The organism is Halomonas sp. C22 (genome assembly GCF_007655045.1).
Classification (GTDB): Bacteria; Pseudomonadota; Gammaproteobacteria; order Pseudomonadales; family Halomonadaceae; genus Vreelandella; species Vreelandella hamiltonii.
Genome location: NZ_VBVC01000001.1, coordinates 565,726 through 581,495, shown reverse-complemented (window position 1 = coordinate 581,495; position 15,770 = coordinate 565,726). Strand labels below are relative to the sequence as shown.

The 15,770-nt window shown below is 60.5% G+C and carries 17 protein-coding genes; 11 read left to right on the top strand and 6 right to left on the bottom strand.

The features are described from left to right. Positions 1-19 precede the first annotated feature (19 nt). Together FEU76_RS02680 and FEU76_RS02675 are read left to right on the top strand one after the other, a co-directional pair. Entirely contained in the window at positions 20-937 is a 918-nt protein-coding gene (locus FEU76_RS02680; RefSeq protein WP_039181961.1) for a DMT family transporter, read from the top strand. Positions 938-980: 43 nt separating this feature from the next. After that, positions 981-2,549: a bifunctional GNAT family N-acetyltransferase/carbon-nitrogen hydrolase family protein gene (locus tag FEU76_RS02675; RefSeq protein WP_039181958.1), complete on the top strand. Its 1,569-nt coding sequence runs from the start codon at positions 981-983 to the stop codon at positions 2,547-2,549. A 123-nt stretch (positions 2,550-2,672) separates the two neighbouring features. On the opposite strand, the gene FEU76_RS02670 is transcribed toward FEU76_RS02675, so the two are convergent. The 4 genes from FEU76_RS02670 to FEU76_RS02655 all read right to left on the bottom strand — a co-directional run bounded on the left by FEU76_RS02670 (position 2,673) and on the right by FEU76_RS02655 (position 5,777). After that, positions 2,673-2,972 (bottom strand): MGMT family protein, encoded by a 300-nt coding sequence (locus FEU76_RS02670; RefSeq protein WP_016916542.1) that lies wholly within the window; start codon positions 2,970-2,972, stop codon positions 2,673-2,675. A gap of 37 nt (positions 2,973-3,009) precedes the next feature. After that, positions 3,010-3,618 carry an FMN-dependent NADH-azoreductase gene (locus FEU76_RS02665; protein WP_144980121.1) on the bottom strand — a complete coding sequence of 203 codons (609 nt, stop codon included), beginning with the start codon at positions 3,616-3,618 and terminating at the stop codon, positions 3,010-3,012. A gap of 173 nt (positions 3,619-3,791) precedes the next feature. Then, complete coding sequence (locus tag FEU76_RS02660; protein ID WP_144980118.1) at positions 3,792-5,243, bottom strand: alanine/glycine:cation symporter family protein; 1,452 nt, start codon at positions 5,241-5,243, stop codon at positions 3,792-3,794. 114 nt (positions 5,244-5,357) lie between these two features. Continuing rightward, a complete protein-coding gene (locus tag FEU76_RS02655; RefSeq protein WP_016916539.1) occupies positions 5,358-5,777 on the bottom strand; it encodes a secondary thiamine-phosphate synthase enzyme YjbQ in 420 nt (139 codons plus the stop codon). A gap of 203 nt (positions 5,778-5,980) precedes the next feature. Here FEU76_RS02655 and FEU76_RS02650 point away from each other — a divergent pair, with 203 nt between their 5' ends. Beyond that, on the top strand, positions 5,981-6,544 hold the full coding sequence (locus FEU76_RS02650; protein ID WP_052196467.1) for a lipocalin family protein: 564 nt from the start codon (positions 5,981-5,983) through the stop codon (positions 6,542-6,544). Between the two features lie 16 nt (positions 6,545-6,560). On the opposite strand, the gene FEU76_RS02645 is transcribed toward FEU76_RS02650, so the two are convergent. Continuing rightward, on the bottom strand, positions 6,561-7,487 hold the full coding sequence (locus FEU76_RS02645) for a LysR family transcriptional regulator (RefSeq protein WP_096921238.1): 927 nt from the start codon (positions 7,485-7,487) through the stop codon (positions 6,561-6,563). Positions 7,488-7,605: 118 nt separating this feature from the next. Between FEU76_RS02645 and FEU76_RS02640 the strand changes: the two genes are divergently transcribed. Then, positions 7,606-8,685 (top strand): tartrate dehydrogenase, encoded by a 1,080-nt coding sequence (locus FEU76_RS02640; RefSeq protein WP_144980115.1) that lies wholly within the window; start codon positions 7,606-7,608, stop codon positions 8,683-8,685. Between the two features lie 150 nt (positions 8,686-8,835). On the opposite strand, the gene wrbA is transcribed toward FEU76_RS02640, so the two are convergent. Next, positions 8,836-9,435 carry an NAD(P)H:quinone oxidoreductase gene (gene wrbA / locus FEU76_RS02635; protein WP_039181945.1) on the bottom strand — a complete coding sequence of 200 codons (600 nt, stop codon included), beginning with the start codon at positions 9,433-9,435 and terminating at the stop codon, positions 8,836-8,838. A gap of 216 nt (positions 9,436-9,651) precedes the next feature. Here wrbA and FEU76_RS02630 point away from each other — a divergent pair, with 216 nt between their 5' ends. From FEU76_RS02630 to FEU76_RS02600, 7 genes are all read left to right on the top strand, one after another. After that, a complete protein-coding gene (locus tag FEU76_RS02630; RefSeq protein WP_016916534.1) occupies positions 9,652-10,092 on the top strand; it encodes a hemerythrin domain-containing protein in 441 nt (146 codons plus the stop codon). Positions 10,093-10,277: 185 nt separating this feature from the next. After that, the gene (locus FEU76_RS02625) at positions 10,278-11,264 is read left to right on the top strand and encodes a succinylglutamate desuccinylase (RefSeq protein ID WP_039182097.1); all 987 of its coding nucleotides are present in this window, start codon (positions 10,278-10,280) and stop codon (positions 11,262-11,264) included. Between the two features lie 216 nt (positions 11,265-11,480). Beyond that, positions 11,481-12,251, top strand: a complete 771-nt coding sequence (locus FEU76_RS02620) for an ABC transporter ATP-binding protein (RefSeq protein ID WP_016916532.1) — start codon at positions 11,481-11,483, stop codon at positions 12,249-12,251. Between the two features lie 17 nt (positions 12,252-12,268). Continuing rightward, positions 12,269-12,970 carry an ABC transporter permease gene (locus tag FEU76_RS02615; protein WP_144980113.1) on the top strand — a complete coding sequence of 234 codons (702 nt, stop codon included), beginning with the start codon at positions 12,269-12,271 and terminating at the stop codon, positions 12,968-12,970. 1 nt (position 12,971) lies between these two features. Next, positions 12,972-13,700, top strand: a complete 729-nt coding sequence (locus FEU76_RS02610) for an ABC transporter permease (RefSeq protein WP_016916530.1) — start codon at positions 12,972-12,974, stop codon at positions 13,698-13,700. A 138-nt stretch (positions 13,701-13,838) separates the two neighbouring features. Next, positions 13,839-14,609, top strand: a complete 771-nt coding sequence (locus FEU76_RS02605) for a transporter substrate-binding domain-containing protein (RefSeq protein ID WP_100731298.1) — start codon at positions 13,839-13,841, stop codon at positions 14,607-14,609. A gap of 332 nt (positions 14,610-14,941) precedes the next feature. Next, positions 14,942-15,739: a transporter substrate-binding domain-containing protein gene (locus FEU76_RS02600; protein ID WP_016916528.1), complete on the top strand. Its 798-nt coding sequence runs from the start codon at positions 14,942-14,944 to the stop codon at positions 15,737-15,739. Positions 15,740-15,770 lie beyond the last annotated feature (31 nt).

The following is a 15,770-nucleotide window of genomic DNA, read 5'->3' as shown; positions in this document are numbered from 1 at the left end:
TGTCTTAAGGGAATGCGCTATGCCATTGATCTACTTCTTGCCCCCACTGGCCACCGTGCTGATCTGGTCGGGGAACATGACCATCAACCAGTTGACGGTCGGCGCCATCGCGCCCAGCAGTATCGCCTTTTTACGCTGGCTGCTGGCGCTGGCGGTCATGACCCCTTTCGTGCTGCCTGCGGTATTGCGTCACCGCGACGAGATTCGCCGCAACTGGCTGAAGCTGGCGCTGCTTGGGCTGCTGGGCATGGGCCTGTGGCAGGGGCTTGCCTACGTGGCAGCCGAAACCACCACCGCCACCAACATGGGCATTCTGGCGGCCATGGTGCCCCTGCTGACGGTACTGCTCAGCGCGCTGATTCTGCGTGAGCCCCCCACGATGGGCGGCGTGGCAGGCGGCGTGCTGGCCTTCATTGGCGTGACGGTACTGCTGGGGCGTGGCAACCCGCTGTCGTTGCTGCAACTGCAGGTGGCCCAGGGCGACGCGCTGATGGTGGTGGCAGCCACCTGCTATGCGCTGTATGGCGTCATGCTGAAACGCTGGGCCATGAACCTTCCGCCCTGGGTGATGCTTTACGCCCAGGTCTGTTTTGCCGTCCTGTTCCTGCTGCCCTCGTACCTGATGGGCCCCATGACCCCAGTGGATAGCAGCAACGTCTGGCTGATTCTCTACGCGGGCATTCCAGCCTCGGTGATCACTACCTTCCTGTGGATGCGGGCCGTCCGTCAGATCGGGGCCAACCAGTCGAGTATTTTCATCAACCTGATGCCCTTGTTCAGCGCCCTGATTGCCATGGCGTTTTTGGGTGAGCGGGTAGCGGGCTTCCACTTCATTGGCGGGCTGCTGATCCTGGCAGGCGTGATCATGGCACAGACCTTGACCCGCCCTCTGGTCAGCCGCGTGGCGGCCAGTAAAACGAGCAGCGCCCAGCAATGATACAATAGGCTAACTTCATTCGCTGAATGGGAACCCCTGACCTATGTCCCTGGAAGAACTGCACCTTAATCTGCGTAACCTGAGTAGCGACGATTACGAGCAACTGAAGTCGCTGATGGACGCGGTGTATCATGATATTGGTGGCGCCTGGCCCGAGCACACCATCGCCAAGCTGATCCAGGAGTTTCCTGACGGTCAGATTGCCATCGAAGACGACGGCGTGCTGGTGGGCGTGGCCTTGACGGTACAAGTGGATTACGACGAGTTCTCCAACCCGCACAAGTACGACGACCTGATCGGCCATCGGGAAATCATCCTCAACAATCAGGACGGCGATGCCATGTACGGGCTGGATGTCCTGATCCACCCCGACTACCGTGGCTACCGCCTGGGTCGCCGCTTGTACGAAGCGCGCAAAGAGCTGTGCCGCTCCCACAACCTGCGCGCTATCCTGGCCGGTGGGCGCATTCCCGAGTATCACCAGCATGCAAGCGAGCTGACCCCAGCCCAGTACATCGACAAGGTCTCTCGCAAGGAGATTTACGACCCGATCCTCTCCTTCCAATTGGCCAACGACTTTCAGGTCAAGCGCCTGCTGCGCAAATACCTGCCGGAAGACGAGCAGTCGCGTGGCTACGCCACGCTGCTGGAGTGGAACAACATCCTCTTCGAACCCGCCGACAGCGTGCTGGATACCCGCCCGACGCAGGTTCGAGTGGGGGCAGTGCAGTGGCAAATGCGTGAGTTTGCCTCGGTGGAAGCAGCGCTTCAGCAGATCGAGTATTTCGTCGATGCGCTCTCGGATTACCAAAGTGACTTTGCCGTTTTCCCGGAGCTGTTCACCACGCCACTGATGGGCCTGCAGGATCGCGCCGCGCAGAAAGACCAGACCGCTGCCATCCGCTTTTTGGCGGGCTTCACCGACCGTTTCAAGAGCGAGCTGTCGCGGATGGCGGTGTCCTACAACATCAACATCGTCGGTGGTTCGATGATCGAGGTGGGCGAGGACGACCGTCTTTATAACGTGGCTTACCTGTTCCACCGGGATGGCGAGGTGGAGAAACAGTCCAAGCTGCATATCACCCCGCAGGAGCGGCGCGACTGGGTGATCGAAGGCGGCGACGATCTGCAGGTGTTCGATACCGATGCAGGCCGTGTCGGCATCCTGATCTGCTACGACGTGGAATTCCCGGAGCTGGGCCGACTGCTGGCCGACCAGGACATGGATATTCTGTTCGTGCCGTTCTGGGTCGACACCAAAAATGGCTACCTGCGTGTGCGCCACTGCGCTCAGGCGCGGGCCATCGAAAACGAGTGCTACGTGGTCATCTGCGGAAGCGTCGGCAACCTGCCGTCCATCGAGAACCTGGATATCCAGTATGCCCAGTCGGCGGTATTCACCCCCTCCGACTTTGCCTTCCCCCATGACGCGGTGCTGGCCGAGACCACGCCCAACACCGAGATGATCATCTTCTCGGACCTGGACTTGACCCGCCTGACCGTAGTGCGTGCAGAAGGCTCGGTGACCAACCTCAAGGACCGCCGCAAGGATCTCTTCGACCTGCGCTGGCGGGACTGGTCGCTGAAGTCCGGCGCCAAACGGGAAGAGTAAGCCTTCGGCCGCCGTGATGGCTGGATAAAAAAAGCCGCTCCCTCGAGAGAACCTCAGGGAGCGGCTTTTTATTGAACATCTTGCTTCGCGTCGCACCTGGCATGAGATGCCAAAACGGCTGTGCTAATCCGGCCATACCAGATGGGCGGGCACCCTGCCCTTGGCATCGAACACCACGCCCTCGTCACGCAACTTCTGGTGCTGGCGCGCCGCGCCGCCATGGTCGGCCAGCGTCAGCGATGCCGCAATCACTCGGTGCCAGGGCACCTGGTGCCCCTCGGGCAAGTGTCGCATGGCAGACCCCACCATACGCGGCGTGGCCCCTTCGGTCATGCTGGCCACGCGCCCATAAGTGGTCACCCGCCCCGCCGGGATCTGATCGACGATGGTATAGATCTGTTCCAACAGCTCGGGACGCGGCATGGCTACCTCGAATGCGTGAACTCCAAGGTGAGATGGCTTACAGGCCATCCACCAGTTGATCGATGGCCTGGAAGGCTTCTTTCAGTGCGCTATCACGCTGGGCATCACCCATGTTGAGGCCTTCCGCAAACACCACGTCCACATCGCTGATGCCCATCAGGCCCAGCATGGTTTTCAGGTGCGGGGTCTGGCTATCGAACTCGGTGCCGGCGTATTGGCCACCCCGGGCCGCCAGGATGATGGCGCGCTTACCTTCCAGCAGCCCCTGCGGGCCAGTTTCAGTATAGCGGAACGTTTCACCAGCGCGCAGCACGCGGTCGAACCACGCTTTCAACTGCGAAGGAATCCCCAGGTTGTACATCGGCACCGCCAGCACCAGCACGTCGTGGGAACGCAGCTCGGCCAGCAGCTCATCGGAGCGGGCCGCCAGTGCTTTTTGGGCGTCGCTGCGCTCGTCGGCGGGGGTTTGCCATGCGCCCAGCTCTTCGATGTCCAGGTGGGGCAGCGCATTGGCCACCACGTCGCGGTGGCTGACCTCCACGCCGCCACGGGCAGTGGCCTGCTGCTGAAAATGGTTCGCCAGCGCATTGGACTGGCCGTTTTCACTCAGAACGGAAGACGTGACTAACAGAGTACGAGTTGCCATCGTAAAATTCCTTGCCAAAGATTAAAGAGATGGCGCTATTCTAAGGCGCTTTCCAATAAGCAAAAGCGCAACGTTTTCCGCCTTTCATTCGACAAAATCGAATTGTGCTCCATAAAAAAAGCCCCGCTCCGTGGCCATGGCGGCAACACGGGCGGGGCGTTTTCATGACGCGTTCAGGGCTTTTTGGGCCAGGCCTTGGGGTCCACCTTGTTGGCCAGTTTGGGGAACTGGCTCGGGTCGAACACCGGCTCCTTGCCCGACTTCAGCTGCGCGTCGTAATCCTTGAACAGCGCAAAGGCAATGGGCGACAGCATCAGAATGGCCACCAGGTTGATGATCGCCATCATGCCCATGGAAAGGTCGGCAAAATTCCAGATGGCTCCCAGGCTGGCCACCGAGCCCACCATGATCATGCCCAGCACGGCCAGACGATACAGCATCACCGCCAGCGGTGCCCGGCGGCCAGCCAGGTATTCGATGTTGGACTCACCGTAAGAGTAGTTGGCAATCACGGACGTGAACGCAAACAGCAGAATCGCCACCGCAATGAACATGCCGCCCCACTCGCCCACATGGCTGGAGAGCGCCATCTGGGTCAGCTGGATGCCGTTGCTCTCCTCGCTGGCCAGCAGTTCCGGGCCCGCCATGATGATGATGGCCGCCGTGGCGGTACAGATCACCAGCGTATCCAGGAAGACCCCCAGCATCTGAATGAACCCTTGGGCCGCCGGATGATCCGGTCGGGTGCTGGCCGTGGCCGCCGCGTTGGGAGCAGAGCCCATGCCCGCCTCGTTGGAGAACAGGCCACGCTGAATACCGTTGATGATGGCCTGGGAAATGGCATAGCCCATGGCCCCGCCTGCGGCCTGCTCGATGCCGAAGGCGCTCTGCACGATGGTCAGCAGCGCGGCGGGCAGGTCGGCGATATTCAGGGCCACCACCACCAGTGCCAACACCAGATACAGCAAGGCCATCAGCGGCACGACCAGCTCGGCCACCTTGGCAATCGACTTCAAGCCGCCAAAGATGATCGGCGCCACGACGGCCATCAGCACCAGGCCCATGGCCCAGGTGGGAATGGCAAACGCCTGCTCCATGGCCTGGGCAATGGAGTTGGCCTGCACGCTATTGAAGGCCAGGCCGAAGGCAATGATCAGGCAGATAGAAAACAGCACGGCCAGCCAGCGCAGCCCAAGGCCACGCTCGATATAGCGAGCCGGGCCGCCACGGAAGGTATTGTCACCGTGGTCGGTCTTGTAGGCCTGCGCCAGCGTGGACTCCACGAAACTGGTCGCCATGCCGACCATGGCGGTCATCCACATCCAGAAAATGGCCCCTGGGCCACCGAAGTAAATGGCGACCGCCACCCCGGCCAGGTTACCCGTTCCCACCCGAGCCGCCAGGCTGGTCGAGAGCGCTTGAAAGGAGGAGATCCCGCCATTGGACTGCCGCGAGGTACGCAGCAGTTTGAACATGTGGCCAAAATAGCGAATCTGAATTCCCCGTGTCATCACGGTAAAATAGAGACCTGCTCCAATGAGCAGATAAATCAGTATGCTGCCCCATAACAGCCCGTTGCTGCGATCCACGACCGCCGTCAACAGGGATGAAAGTGTCGCATCCATGGTTAATCGACCTTGATTGAATAAAGTGAAGGCGCATCATTCTTCACGGCTGCACCAAAATGGCAAGAAAAATGGCAAATTAGTCCATACACGGAAAGAAACGCTGCGCCATGCTCAGCAGCCCGTGATGGTCGCCAGGATTCTTCTGGGCCCGCCCTGTTCGCGATGCTCGCCCAGCCAGATGCCTTGCCAGGTGCCCAGCGCCAAACGCCCATCGCGCACGGCCAGGCTCAGCTGGGTACCCAGCAGGCTGGACACCACGTGGGCAGGCATATCGTCCGGCCCTTCCAGGGTATGTCGAAAGTAATCCAGCCCTTCGGGCACCAGGCGACGCAAAAAGGCGTTCAGGTCGTGACGTACATCCGGGTCGCTGTTTTCATTCAGGGTCAAGGAGGCCGAGGTATGCAGAAGCTGTAAGTGCACCAGCCCCTGATGGCACTCTTCGAGGCAGGGCAGTGCCCGAGCAATCTCATCAGTGATCAGATGGAAGCCTCGGGGCATGTCGGGCAGGTGAATCTCTTGTTGGTGCCACATAAACACTCCTTTGTCATGGTGGGCCTGCAAACAAGCATGGGTGTCGTCAAACCCAAACGTTTCGTTCAACCATAGCCTATTTCGCCGCGCACCCATAAAACTCACCACAGGTCATCGCCGCCATGGCGGTGGCGTCGCCTCGCTGTTAAATTGAATGGCGATATTCCCATCGCTTGCAAGGAACCGTTCACATGGAGGTCGTCATGCGCTATTCCCTACTGTCGCCAAGGAAACTGGCAACGGCATCGGCGCTTTGTGTCTCGAGCGTGCTGCTGGCCGGATGCACGGGCATCCCCGATGGCACCGAGGCCGTCACCGGGTTCGAGCTCGATCAGTACCTCGGGGAGTGGTATGAAATCGCTCGCCTGGACCACTCCTTCGAGCGCGGGCTGGACTGCGTGACCGCCAACTACAGCCTGCGCGACGATGGCGGGGTGCGGGTCATCAACCGGGGCTACAACCTGGAAGAAGGCAGCTGGGACGAAGCCGAAGGCCGGGCCTATTTCATCGATGACGACAGCGTTGGCCGCCTGAAGGTAAGCTTCTTTGGCCCGTTCTACGGTGGCTACAACGTGCTGGCACTGGATGACGACTATCAGTGGGCACTGGTTTCCGGCCCTAACCGAGACTACCTGTGGATTCTGGCACGTACACCGACGCTGGATAGCGAGCTGGAAGCGCGCCTGCGCCAGCAAGCCGCCGAGCTGGACTTCCCCACCGACGAGCTGATCGATGTGGTGCAAGACGAGCGCTGTCCCGGCCGCTAGGCTCTGCCAGGCTCGCCTACTCAGCGTCAGGCAGCGCAGGCACTCGGCCCGCGATCTCCTGCTGGAGAAAATCGATCAGCGCACGGATGCGGGCCGGGGTATGGCGGCGCTGCTCGAACACCGCATAGAAGTCTGCCCGTACGCCCTGCCACTCGGGCAGCAGCAGCTGCAGCTCCCCACTGGCCAGGTGTTCGTTGACATCCCACCAGGAGCGCAGCATGACGCCATGGCCATCCAGCGCCAGTCGCGTCACCACTTCGCCATCGTTGCTGGCCAGGTGGCCACTGACCTTGACCGATTGCTGGCGCCGCGCTGCGGAGCGCTGCTCGAATCGCCACAGCGCAAAGTCACTATCGTTCTCGCGGATCAACAGGCAGCGGTGCTGCGCCAGATCCAGCGGCGTACGCAGGGCGGGCATGTTGGCAAGGTAGCTCGGCGACGCGCAGAGCATGCGCCGATTGGGCAGGATACGCCGAGCCACCAGCCGTGAATCCGGCGGTTCGCCAATGCGAATCCCCACATCGAACCCATGGTCGCTGAGATTGAGGGGAAAGTTGGTCAGCTCCAGCCAGCTCTCGATGCCCGGATGCCGAACGCAGAAGCGTGACAGCAGCGGCGCAATGTGGCGTCGCCCAAAGCCAAAGGTGGCATTGACCCGCAACCGCCCCTGCAGGCCCTGGCTAGCCGCGTCGCGCAGGTCACTCTCCAGGGCGTCCAGCTCATCGAGAATCAGACTGCCCTGGGCAAGATAGCGCTCGCCTTCGGCGGTCAGCGTCAGGCGGCGGGTCGTGCGCGCCGCCAGCGACACCCCCAGCCGCGCCTCCAGCTGCTTCAGCCGTTTACTCACCGCCGAGAGGGAAATACCCAACTCCCGGGCCGTTGCCGTCAGGCTGCCCGCTCGAGCCAACTGCTGAAAAAACGCCAGATCGTCCAGTGGAGCCATGGGATTCTACACCTGAAAGCAACAATGGCTTGAATAGTAGCCTGATTATCTCATCGCCAACAGCCGCTACACTGCATGAACGGTACGCCTTTCACACGACCATAAAAAAGGAGGCCCCATGGCCCATCAGATTGCAGTCATCGCTGGCGACGGCATCGGCACCGAAGTCATGCCGGAAGGTATTCGCGCACTGGAAGCGGTGGCTGAGCGCTTCGACCTCGCGCTGGAGTTCACCACCTTTGAGTTCGGTAACTGCGACTACTACCTCGAGCACGGCAAGATGCTGCCGGATGACTGGTACGAGCAGCTCAAGGGCTTCGATGCGCTGTTTTATGGCGCCGTGGGCTGGCCGGACAAAGTGCCTGACCATATTTCCCTGTGGGGCTCGCTGCTGCAGTTCCGCCGCCAGTTCGATCAATACATCAACCTGCGCCCCTGCAAACTGATGCCGGGCATCAAGAGCCCGCTGGCCGGTCGCGCCCCGGGAGATATCGACTTCTACGTGGTGCGTGAAAACACCGAAGGCGAATACTCCAGCATCGGCGGCAAGATGTTCGAAGGCACCGAACGGGAGATCGTCATTCAGGAAACCGTGATGAGCCGCACCGGGGTCGACCGGGTCTTGAAATACGCCTTCGACCTGGCCCAGACGCGACCACGCAAGAAGCTCACCTCGGCCACCAAGTCCAACGGTATCTCGATCACCATGCCCTACTGGGACGAGCGGGTCGCCGAGATGGCCAAACAGTACCCGGATATCAACGTCGACAAGTTCCATATCGACATCCTCACGGCCAACTTCGTGCTGCACCCCGACTGGTTCGACGTGGTCGTGGGCAGCAACCTGTTCGGCGACATCCTCTCCGACCTGGGCCCGGCCTGCACCGGCACCATCGGCATCGCGCCTTCCGCCAATATCAACCCGGAAGGCAAGTTCCCCAGCCTGTTCGAGCCGGTTCATGGCAGCGCACCCGACATTGCGGGCAAGGGCATTGCCAACCCCATCGGCCAAATCTGGTCAGGCGCCATGATGCTGGAACATCTGGGACACAAGGATGCCGCCGACGCCATGGTCGAGGCCATCGAAGCCGTGCTCAGTGAAGGGAACCCGCAGGTGCTCACCCGCGACGTGGGCGGCCAGGGCACCACGGAAAGCCTGGGCAAGGCCATTGCCGAGCGCCTGCGCGGCCAAGGCTAGCGCCAGGCCCCACTGGCCATGCCGTTGATCGATGTGGTTGGTAAAGGCGGTTGGTAAAAGTGGTTGAAACGGTAGTGGTTGAAACGGTAGTTGTAAAAGCGCGAACGCCTGCCCTCAAGGGGCAGGCGTTCACACTGTGTGCGCTTAGCGTTAGCTGGCCAGTTTGGCAGCGACTTCAGCCACGTATTTACCCTGGAAACGGGCAATTTTCAGCTCGCGATCATCCGGCTGACGCGAACCGTCGCCGCCTGCCAGCGTCGCCGCGCCATAGGGCGTGCCGCCGCTGACCTTCGAGATATCGAACTGCTCTTCGATGCCGTAACCAATCGGCACGATGACCATGCCGTGGTGGGCCAAGGTGGTCCAGGTCGACGTGATGGTCATCTCGTCGCCGCCGCCGGTGCCGGTCGAGGTAAACACGCTGGCGACCTTGCCGCGCAGTGCGCCCTTCGCCCATAGCCCGCCAGTCTGGTCGAGGAAGGTACGCATCTGCCCCGCCATGTTGCCAAAGCGCGTCGGCGTGCCGAAGATGATGGCATCGTAGTCGGCCAACTCTCCGGGCGTGGCTTCCGGGGTAGTGAAGTCCTGCTTGCCACCGGCATTCTTGAACGCATCTTCCGGCATGGTTTCCGGTACGCGCTTGACGGTGACCTCGACCCCCTCCACGCCTTCGGCGCCTTCTGCCACGGCGGCCGCCAGAGTGTCGATGTGCCCATACATCGAGTAATACAGTACCAATACCTTCGTCATGGCTCACTCCTTTCAGGTGACGACACGCTGCCCCAGACGGGCAGCAAGGACTGGTTACACCATAGTCCAGCCCCAGCCACTTATCAGCGAAAGTTTTCGACGCTCTGAATCGATTTCATTGATGTGGGCACCTTGCACTTTTGCCACTTCGGCACTAATTTTTTTGTATTCAACTTGTTTGCCGTTTCATTCGGGTACAACGCCAAGGAGCCAGGCATGACCATTTTCGAAGCACTGCGTAAAGACCACGATATTCAGCGTGACCTGCTGGCCCAACTGGTAGAGACCCACGGTGACAGCGACGCCCGCGATTCTCTTTACCAACGGGTACGGGCGGAGCTGAAGTACCATGCCAACGCCGAAGAGCGGGCTCTGTATATTCCGATGATGGACCTCGACCTCACCCAGGAAAAAGCGCGCCACAGCGTTGCCGAACACCACGAGATCGATGAGCTGATCGAGCTGCTGGACGACACCGACTACAGTGCCAGCCACTGGCTGACCCACGCCAAGCAGCTGCAGCATCTGGTGACCCACCATCTGGACGAAGAAGAACAGGAGGTGTTTCAACTGGCAGGTCGGGGCTTGCAGGAAGCCCAGAAAACCACGCTGGCCAAGGAGTATCAGGACGAAATGCAGCGCCAACGGTCGGGCTGACCTCCCGGCCTTACCCGCCCGGTATTGCAAAGCGCTTGTGGCTCACGCCATGGGCGCTTTTTTACGGGTTACTTTCATCCTCGCACCGACCATTTTCACGCGCACGACGCCACCCCTTGTGACACGAGCTGAGCGTGGTAAAGGTAGGGCAACACAAGTAGATGCCCATGACCAAGGACACTTTCATGCTAGGCCAATGGCTCGACTGGACCCTTGACGGTGAACGCCCGTCGCCACGCATAGGCCGCTTTGCCAGCGGCACCTATCACCTGCACCGTCCGGGCGTACTGGAATTGACGCCCAACATACTGCGCCCCCATGCCCGGGCCTGTGTCTTTTCCGCCGCCATTCATGGCAACGAGACCGCTCCGGTAGAACTGCTGGGCGAGTGGTTGGCTGCCCTGGAAGCCAGCACTCTCCAACTGGGCGCTCCCGTGCTGGTGATTCTGGGCAACATTCCCGCGCTCAAGGCCCAGCAGCGCTACATCACCACCAACCTGAATCGCTTGTTCAAGCGCGAACTGGCCGACCAGGGCGACGAGCCCGAACGAGCGCGACAACTGATGGAAGCCGTGGATACGTTCTATGCCCGCCATCACGCCCTGCCTCGGCTGCATTACGACCTGCACACCGCCATCCGCGACAGCCTGCATACCCGCTTCGTGGTCGAGCCGTTCGCCGAGTCGGCGACCGACCCGGAACATTGGGAGTGGCTGGCCGCCGCCGACATGCAGGCCGTGCTTCACCAGCATCAGCATAGCTGGACGTTTTCTCACTACAGCAAGCACTACCATGGTGCCCAGGCCTTTACCTTCGAGCTGGGGCGAGTCGCCCCGTTCGGCCACAACGACATGGACGCCCTGTCTCCCATGCTCGCGTTGATCAGTGCTCTCAGTAGCGGCTATACGCCCCCCTCCCAGTCGGCCAGCACCATGGCATTCTACCGGGTGCAGCATGAACTGATGCGTCACTCCGAAGACTTCACGCTGTGTTTCGATGAAGACGTGCCCAACTTCAGCCGCTTCGACACCGGCACCTGCCTGGCCAAGGATGCCACCGCCGGTGACTTCGTGGTGGAAGAGACGCCGCTGCACGTGGTGTTTCCCAACGCTCAGGTCGAGATAGGTGCCCGAGCCGCCTTGCTGGTGGCGCCGGAACGGACGGCAAACTAGCCAAAGAAAGTCCCGTTGAAGAAAAGATAGTTTGATAACAATAACGTAGAGGGGCCATCAGGAGTGCTCTTCAGGCAACACGACCAATGTCGCCCTGATAAAGTACGCGTCTCCGGCGCACTCCTGATAGAATCGCCCCTTTTTTCGCGCCAGCCGCACAGAAACACGAACACTCATTCGTTGTTGCTGCGGCAACCCTGTACTGGAGCCTAAGTTATGGCCGCTACGCCGACTCCCCTTGAAGTGCGTAACATCAAAAAGCGCTTCGGCGATACAGAAGTCCTCAAAGGCCTCTCTCTTGAAGCCCAGAAAGGTGATGTGATCACCCTGATCGGTGCTTCAGGGTCTGGCAAAAGCACCTTTTTACGCTGCATGAATTTGCTGGAACAGCCCGATGACGGCGACCTGATCGTCCATGGCGAACAGATCCGCTTCAAGACCACCCGCCATGGCCGCGAACCCGCCGACTGGAAACAGGTCGTGCAGATGCGCGCCAAGCTCTCCATGGTTTTCCAGAGCTTCAACCTGTGGGCCCACATGACGCTGCTGGAAAACATCATCGAAGCGCCGATTCATGTGCTGGGTAAACCCAAGAAAGAAGCCATCGAACACGCCCACGCGCTGCTCGACCGAGTCGGCCTCAGCGCGCGTGCCAACGCCTACCCGGCGCAAATGTCCGGTGGTCAGCAGCAGCGTGGCGCCATCGCCCGGGCGCTGGCCATGAACCCGGAAGTCATGCTGTTCGACGAACCCACCTCGGCGCTGGACCCTGAGCTGGTGGGCGACGTGCTCAAGGTCATGCGCGATTTGGCCAACGAAGGGCGCACCATGGTAGTGGTGACCCATGAGATGAGCTTTGCCCGGGACGTATCCAGCAAGGTGATCTACCTGCACCAGGGCCTCGTGGAAGAAGCCGGCACGCCCGATGACGTGCTGGGCAACCCGCAATCGCCGCGCCTGAAGCAGTTTCTGGCGCCCAAATACTGATCCGCGAGGCATGCACGATGCTTGATTTGCAAGGCTACGGCCCCCGCCTGCTGGAAGGCGCAGGCGTGACCGTTCAGTTGGCCCTCCTCTCGCTGATCCTGGCGATTGTGCTGGGGCTCTTGACCGCCAGCGCCAAAATGTCCCGCAACTGGCTATTGCGCCGTAGCGCAACGATCTACACCACGGTGATTCGTGGTGTGCCCGACCTGGTGCTGATGATGCTGCTGTTCTTCGGCGGGCAGATCGGGGTCAATGCGATCAGCGATATGCTCTATGACCGCTACGACATCGATATCTACATCAACTTCAATGCCTTCGCGGCCGGTGTCCTCACCATCGGCTTCATCTTCGGCGCCTATATGGGCGAAACCTTTCGCGGGGCGTTCATGGCCGTCGACAATGGCCAGATCGAGGCAGGCAAGGCCTACGGCATGAGCAACGCACTGGTGTTTCGGCGTATTCGCTTTCCTCAGATGATGCGTCATGCGCTGCCCGGCCTCTCCAACAACTGGATGGTGCTGCTCAAGACCACCGCCCTGGTGTCGGTGATCGGCCTGACGGACATGGTGCGGGTGGCGGCAGAAGCCTCTCGGGCCACCCACGAGCCGTTTGTCTTCCTCATTCCGGTGGCGGCAGCCTATCTGCTGATTGCCAGCGTCTCCGAGTGGGTCTTCGCACGGTTGCAAAAACGTTACGACATCGGCTTCGGGGGGCAGTGACATGCTGGACATCTCTGCATGGTTCAACGATTTACTGGCGGGTAACCTGATCTTCACCCCCACCACCCTGGGCTACTACTGGGAAGGCCTGGTGACCACCACCCAGCTGGTGTTCCTCTCGCTGGTGGCCGGGCTGATCCTGGCCGTCCCGCTGGCCATCATGCGCAGCTCAAAACACAAATGGATCAGCCTGCCGGTCTATGTGTATACCTATGTGTTTCGTGGCACCCCGCTGCTCATTCAGCTCTACATCATCTACTACGGGGTGGTGTTCATTGATGGCATTCAGGAAACCTTCCTATGGCCGCTGCTGCGCGAAGCCTTCTACCCGGCACTGATCGCCTTCACCTTGAACACGGCAGCCTACACCACGGAGATTTTCCGGGGTGCCATCAAGGCCACCTCACGGGGTGAAATCGAAGCCGCCAAGGCCTATGGCATGTCCAACAGCCTGATGATGCGCCGTATCATCCTGCCCAGCGCCTTTCGCCGTGCCCTGCCCGCCTACGGTAACGAAGTCATCTTCATGCTGCATGCCAGCGCCATTGCCAGCGTCGTCACCCTGATGGACCTGACCGGGGCCGCACGCTTCGTCTATGCGCGCTTCTATGCCCCCTTCGATGCGTTCCTGTTCGTGGCGGCCATTTATCTGTGCCTCACCTTTGCCATCCTGTATTTTTTCCGTTATCTGGAAAAACGGCTGCTGGCACATTTGCGGCCACAAACCTGAGCATTACGAAAAATCCAACGTACGCCAACGTAAAACAAGCGTTGGTTTAATTCAGGTCACCCCCCTTTTCGCCAACCGCAAGCTGGGGTAGCTTAAAGGGGATCACCTCCGGTGAACCTGCTTCCTTTGGAGTCTACAATGAAAAAACTGCTGACCGTTTCTCTGCTGGGCCTGGCCGTGGCTGCTGCGTCTTCTGCCCAAGCCCGTGATTACGACCACGTGCGTATCGGCGTGGACGTACCTTACGAGCCCATGGAATACCGCACCCCCGAGGGCGAGCTGACCGGCTTCGATATCGACCTGGGCAACGCTCTGTGCGAGCGCATCGGCGTGACCTGCGAGTGGATCGAGCAGGAGTGGGACGGCATCATTCCGGGCCTGATGTCACGTAACTACGATGCCATCATGTCGTCGATGACCATCAACGACGAGCGTCGTCAGCAGGTGCTGTTCTCCGACCCCTACATCACCATGCCGTCGGCCTGGTTCGCCCCCGCCAGCCTGGAACTCAGTGACGCCAACGAAGAGACCCTGGCCGGCAAGACCATCGGCGTACAGCGCGGCACCCTGCAAGACAACTACGTGACCGACCAATACGGCCGTATCGCCAGCGTCAGCCGCTACTCCACCGCTGACGACATGGTGCTGGACATGCAGGCACAGCGCCTGGATATCGTCTTCCTCGACTATCCGATCGGCCAGTCCACCCTGCTGAACAACGAAGATACCGAGTACGTGGTCGTAGGCGAGCGCATCAGCGAGCCCAAGGAGTACTTCGGTGACGGCTTCGGCATCGCCTTCCGCCAGCGCGACCAGGCCCTGGCCGAGCGCTTCAACGAAGCACTGGCCGAACTGCAGGAAGACGGCACCTACGATGAAATCTACACTCGCTACTTTGGCGAAGAGTAAGCATTGACCGTCTCGCCATGCCTTCCTCAGGGAAGGCATGGCAGCACGCCAATACCATGACTCCAGACCGCCTACTCCCCTCTGCGCCCCATGCGCAACGCCCAGGTACCCGTGGCACCATTGCCCGCTTCTACCTGAGCGAGTGGTTCGACGAATAGCCCCCTCTTTGGCACGCCCGTGCCGAAACACGCCCCTGTGCGTGCATGTTGCCATGCGTGATCGACGCAGGGCACTCCCACGCCTGGCGCACCCCATGCTGTAGCCGCCCCTTTCGGCGCTTGGCATAAAGCAACACCTGCATACCTAACTAACATCGCTTCAGGAGACTGACCATGCGTTATGCAACGCTGTCCGTGGCTGCCGTGCTGGCGGCTGGTGCTTCACTTTCCATGGTATCCACTGCCGCACTGGCCCGGGACTACGACGAGATCCGTCTGGGTGTGGATATTCCCTACGAGCCCTTCATGTACCGGGAAGCCGACGGCACCCTCACCGGCTTTGAAATCGAGCTGGGCAATGCCGTATGCGACTACCTGGAAGTGAGCTGCACCTGGGTAGAACAAGACTGGGACGGCATCATTCCCGGCCTGCTGGCCCGCAACTACGACGCCATCATGTCGTCCATGGCGATTACCGACGAGCGCGCCCAGCGTGTGCTGTTCTCCGAGGCTTACTACACCACTCCCAGCGCCTGGATCACGACCCACGCCCACGATATCGACATCGAAGACCGGGCCAGCCTGGAAGGGCTCACGGTCGGCGTACAGCGAGCAACCCTGCAGGATAACTATGTCACCGAACTCTACGGCGACGTGCTGGAAATTCGCCGCTATACCGGTGTGGACGATGTGGTCACCGACCTGCTGGCAGGCCGCCTGGACCTGACGTTCATGGACTACCCGATTGCCGAAGCCGCCATCGACATCGACACGCCCGAAAGCGACTTCCAACGCATCAGCGACTTCATCAAAGAGCCCGAGGAAATCTTTGGCAAGGGTGTTGGCGTAGCGTTTCGCCCCCGTGACGAGGCCCTCGCCGAACGCTTCAACGACGCCCTGCGTGCGGTGAAAGAGAACGGCACTTATGATGAAATCATGAACCGTTACTTCAACTACGATGTACGCTTGTAAGATCGGCGGTCGCCGCGCTTGAACCGCGCCA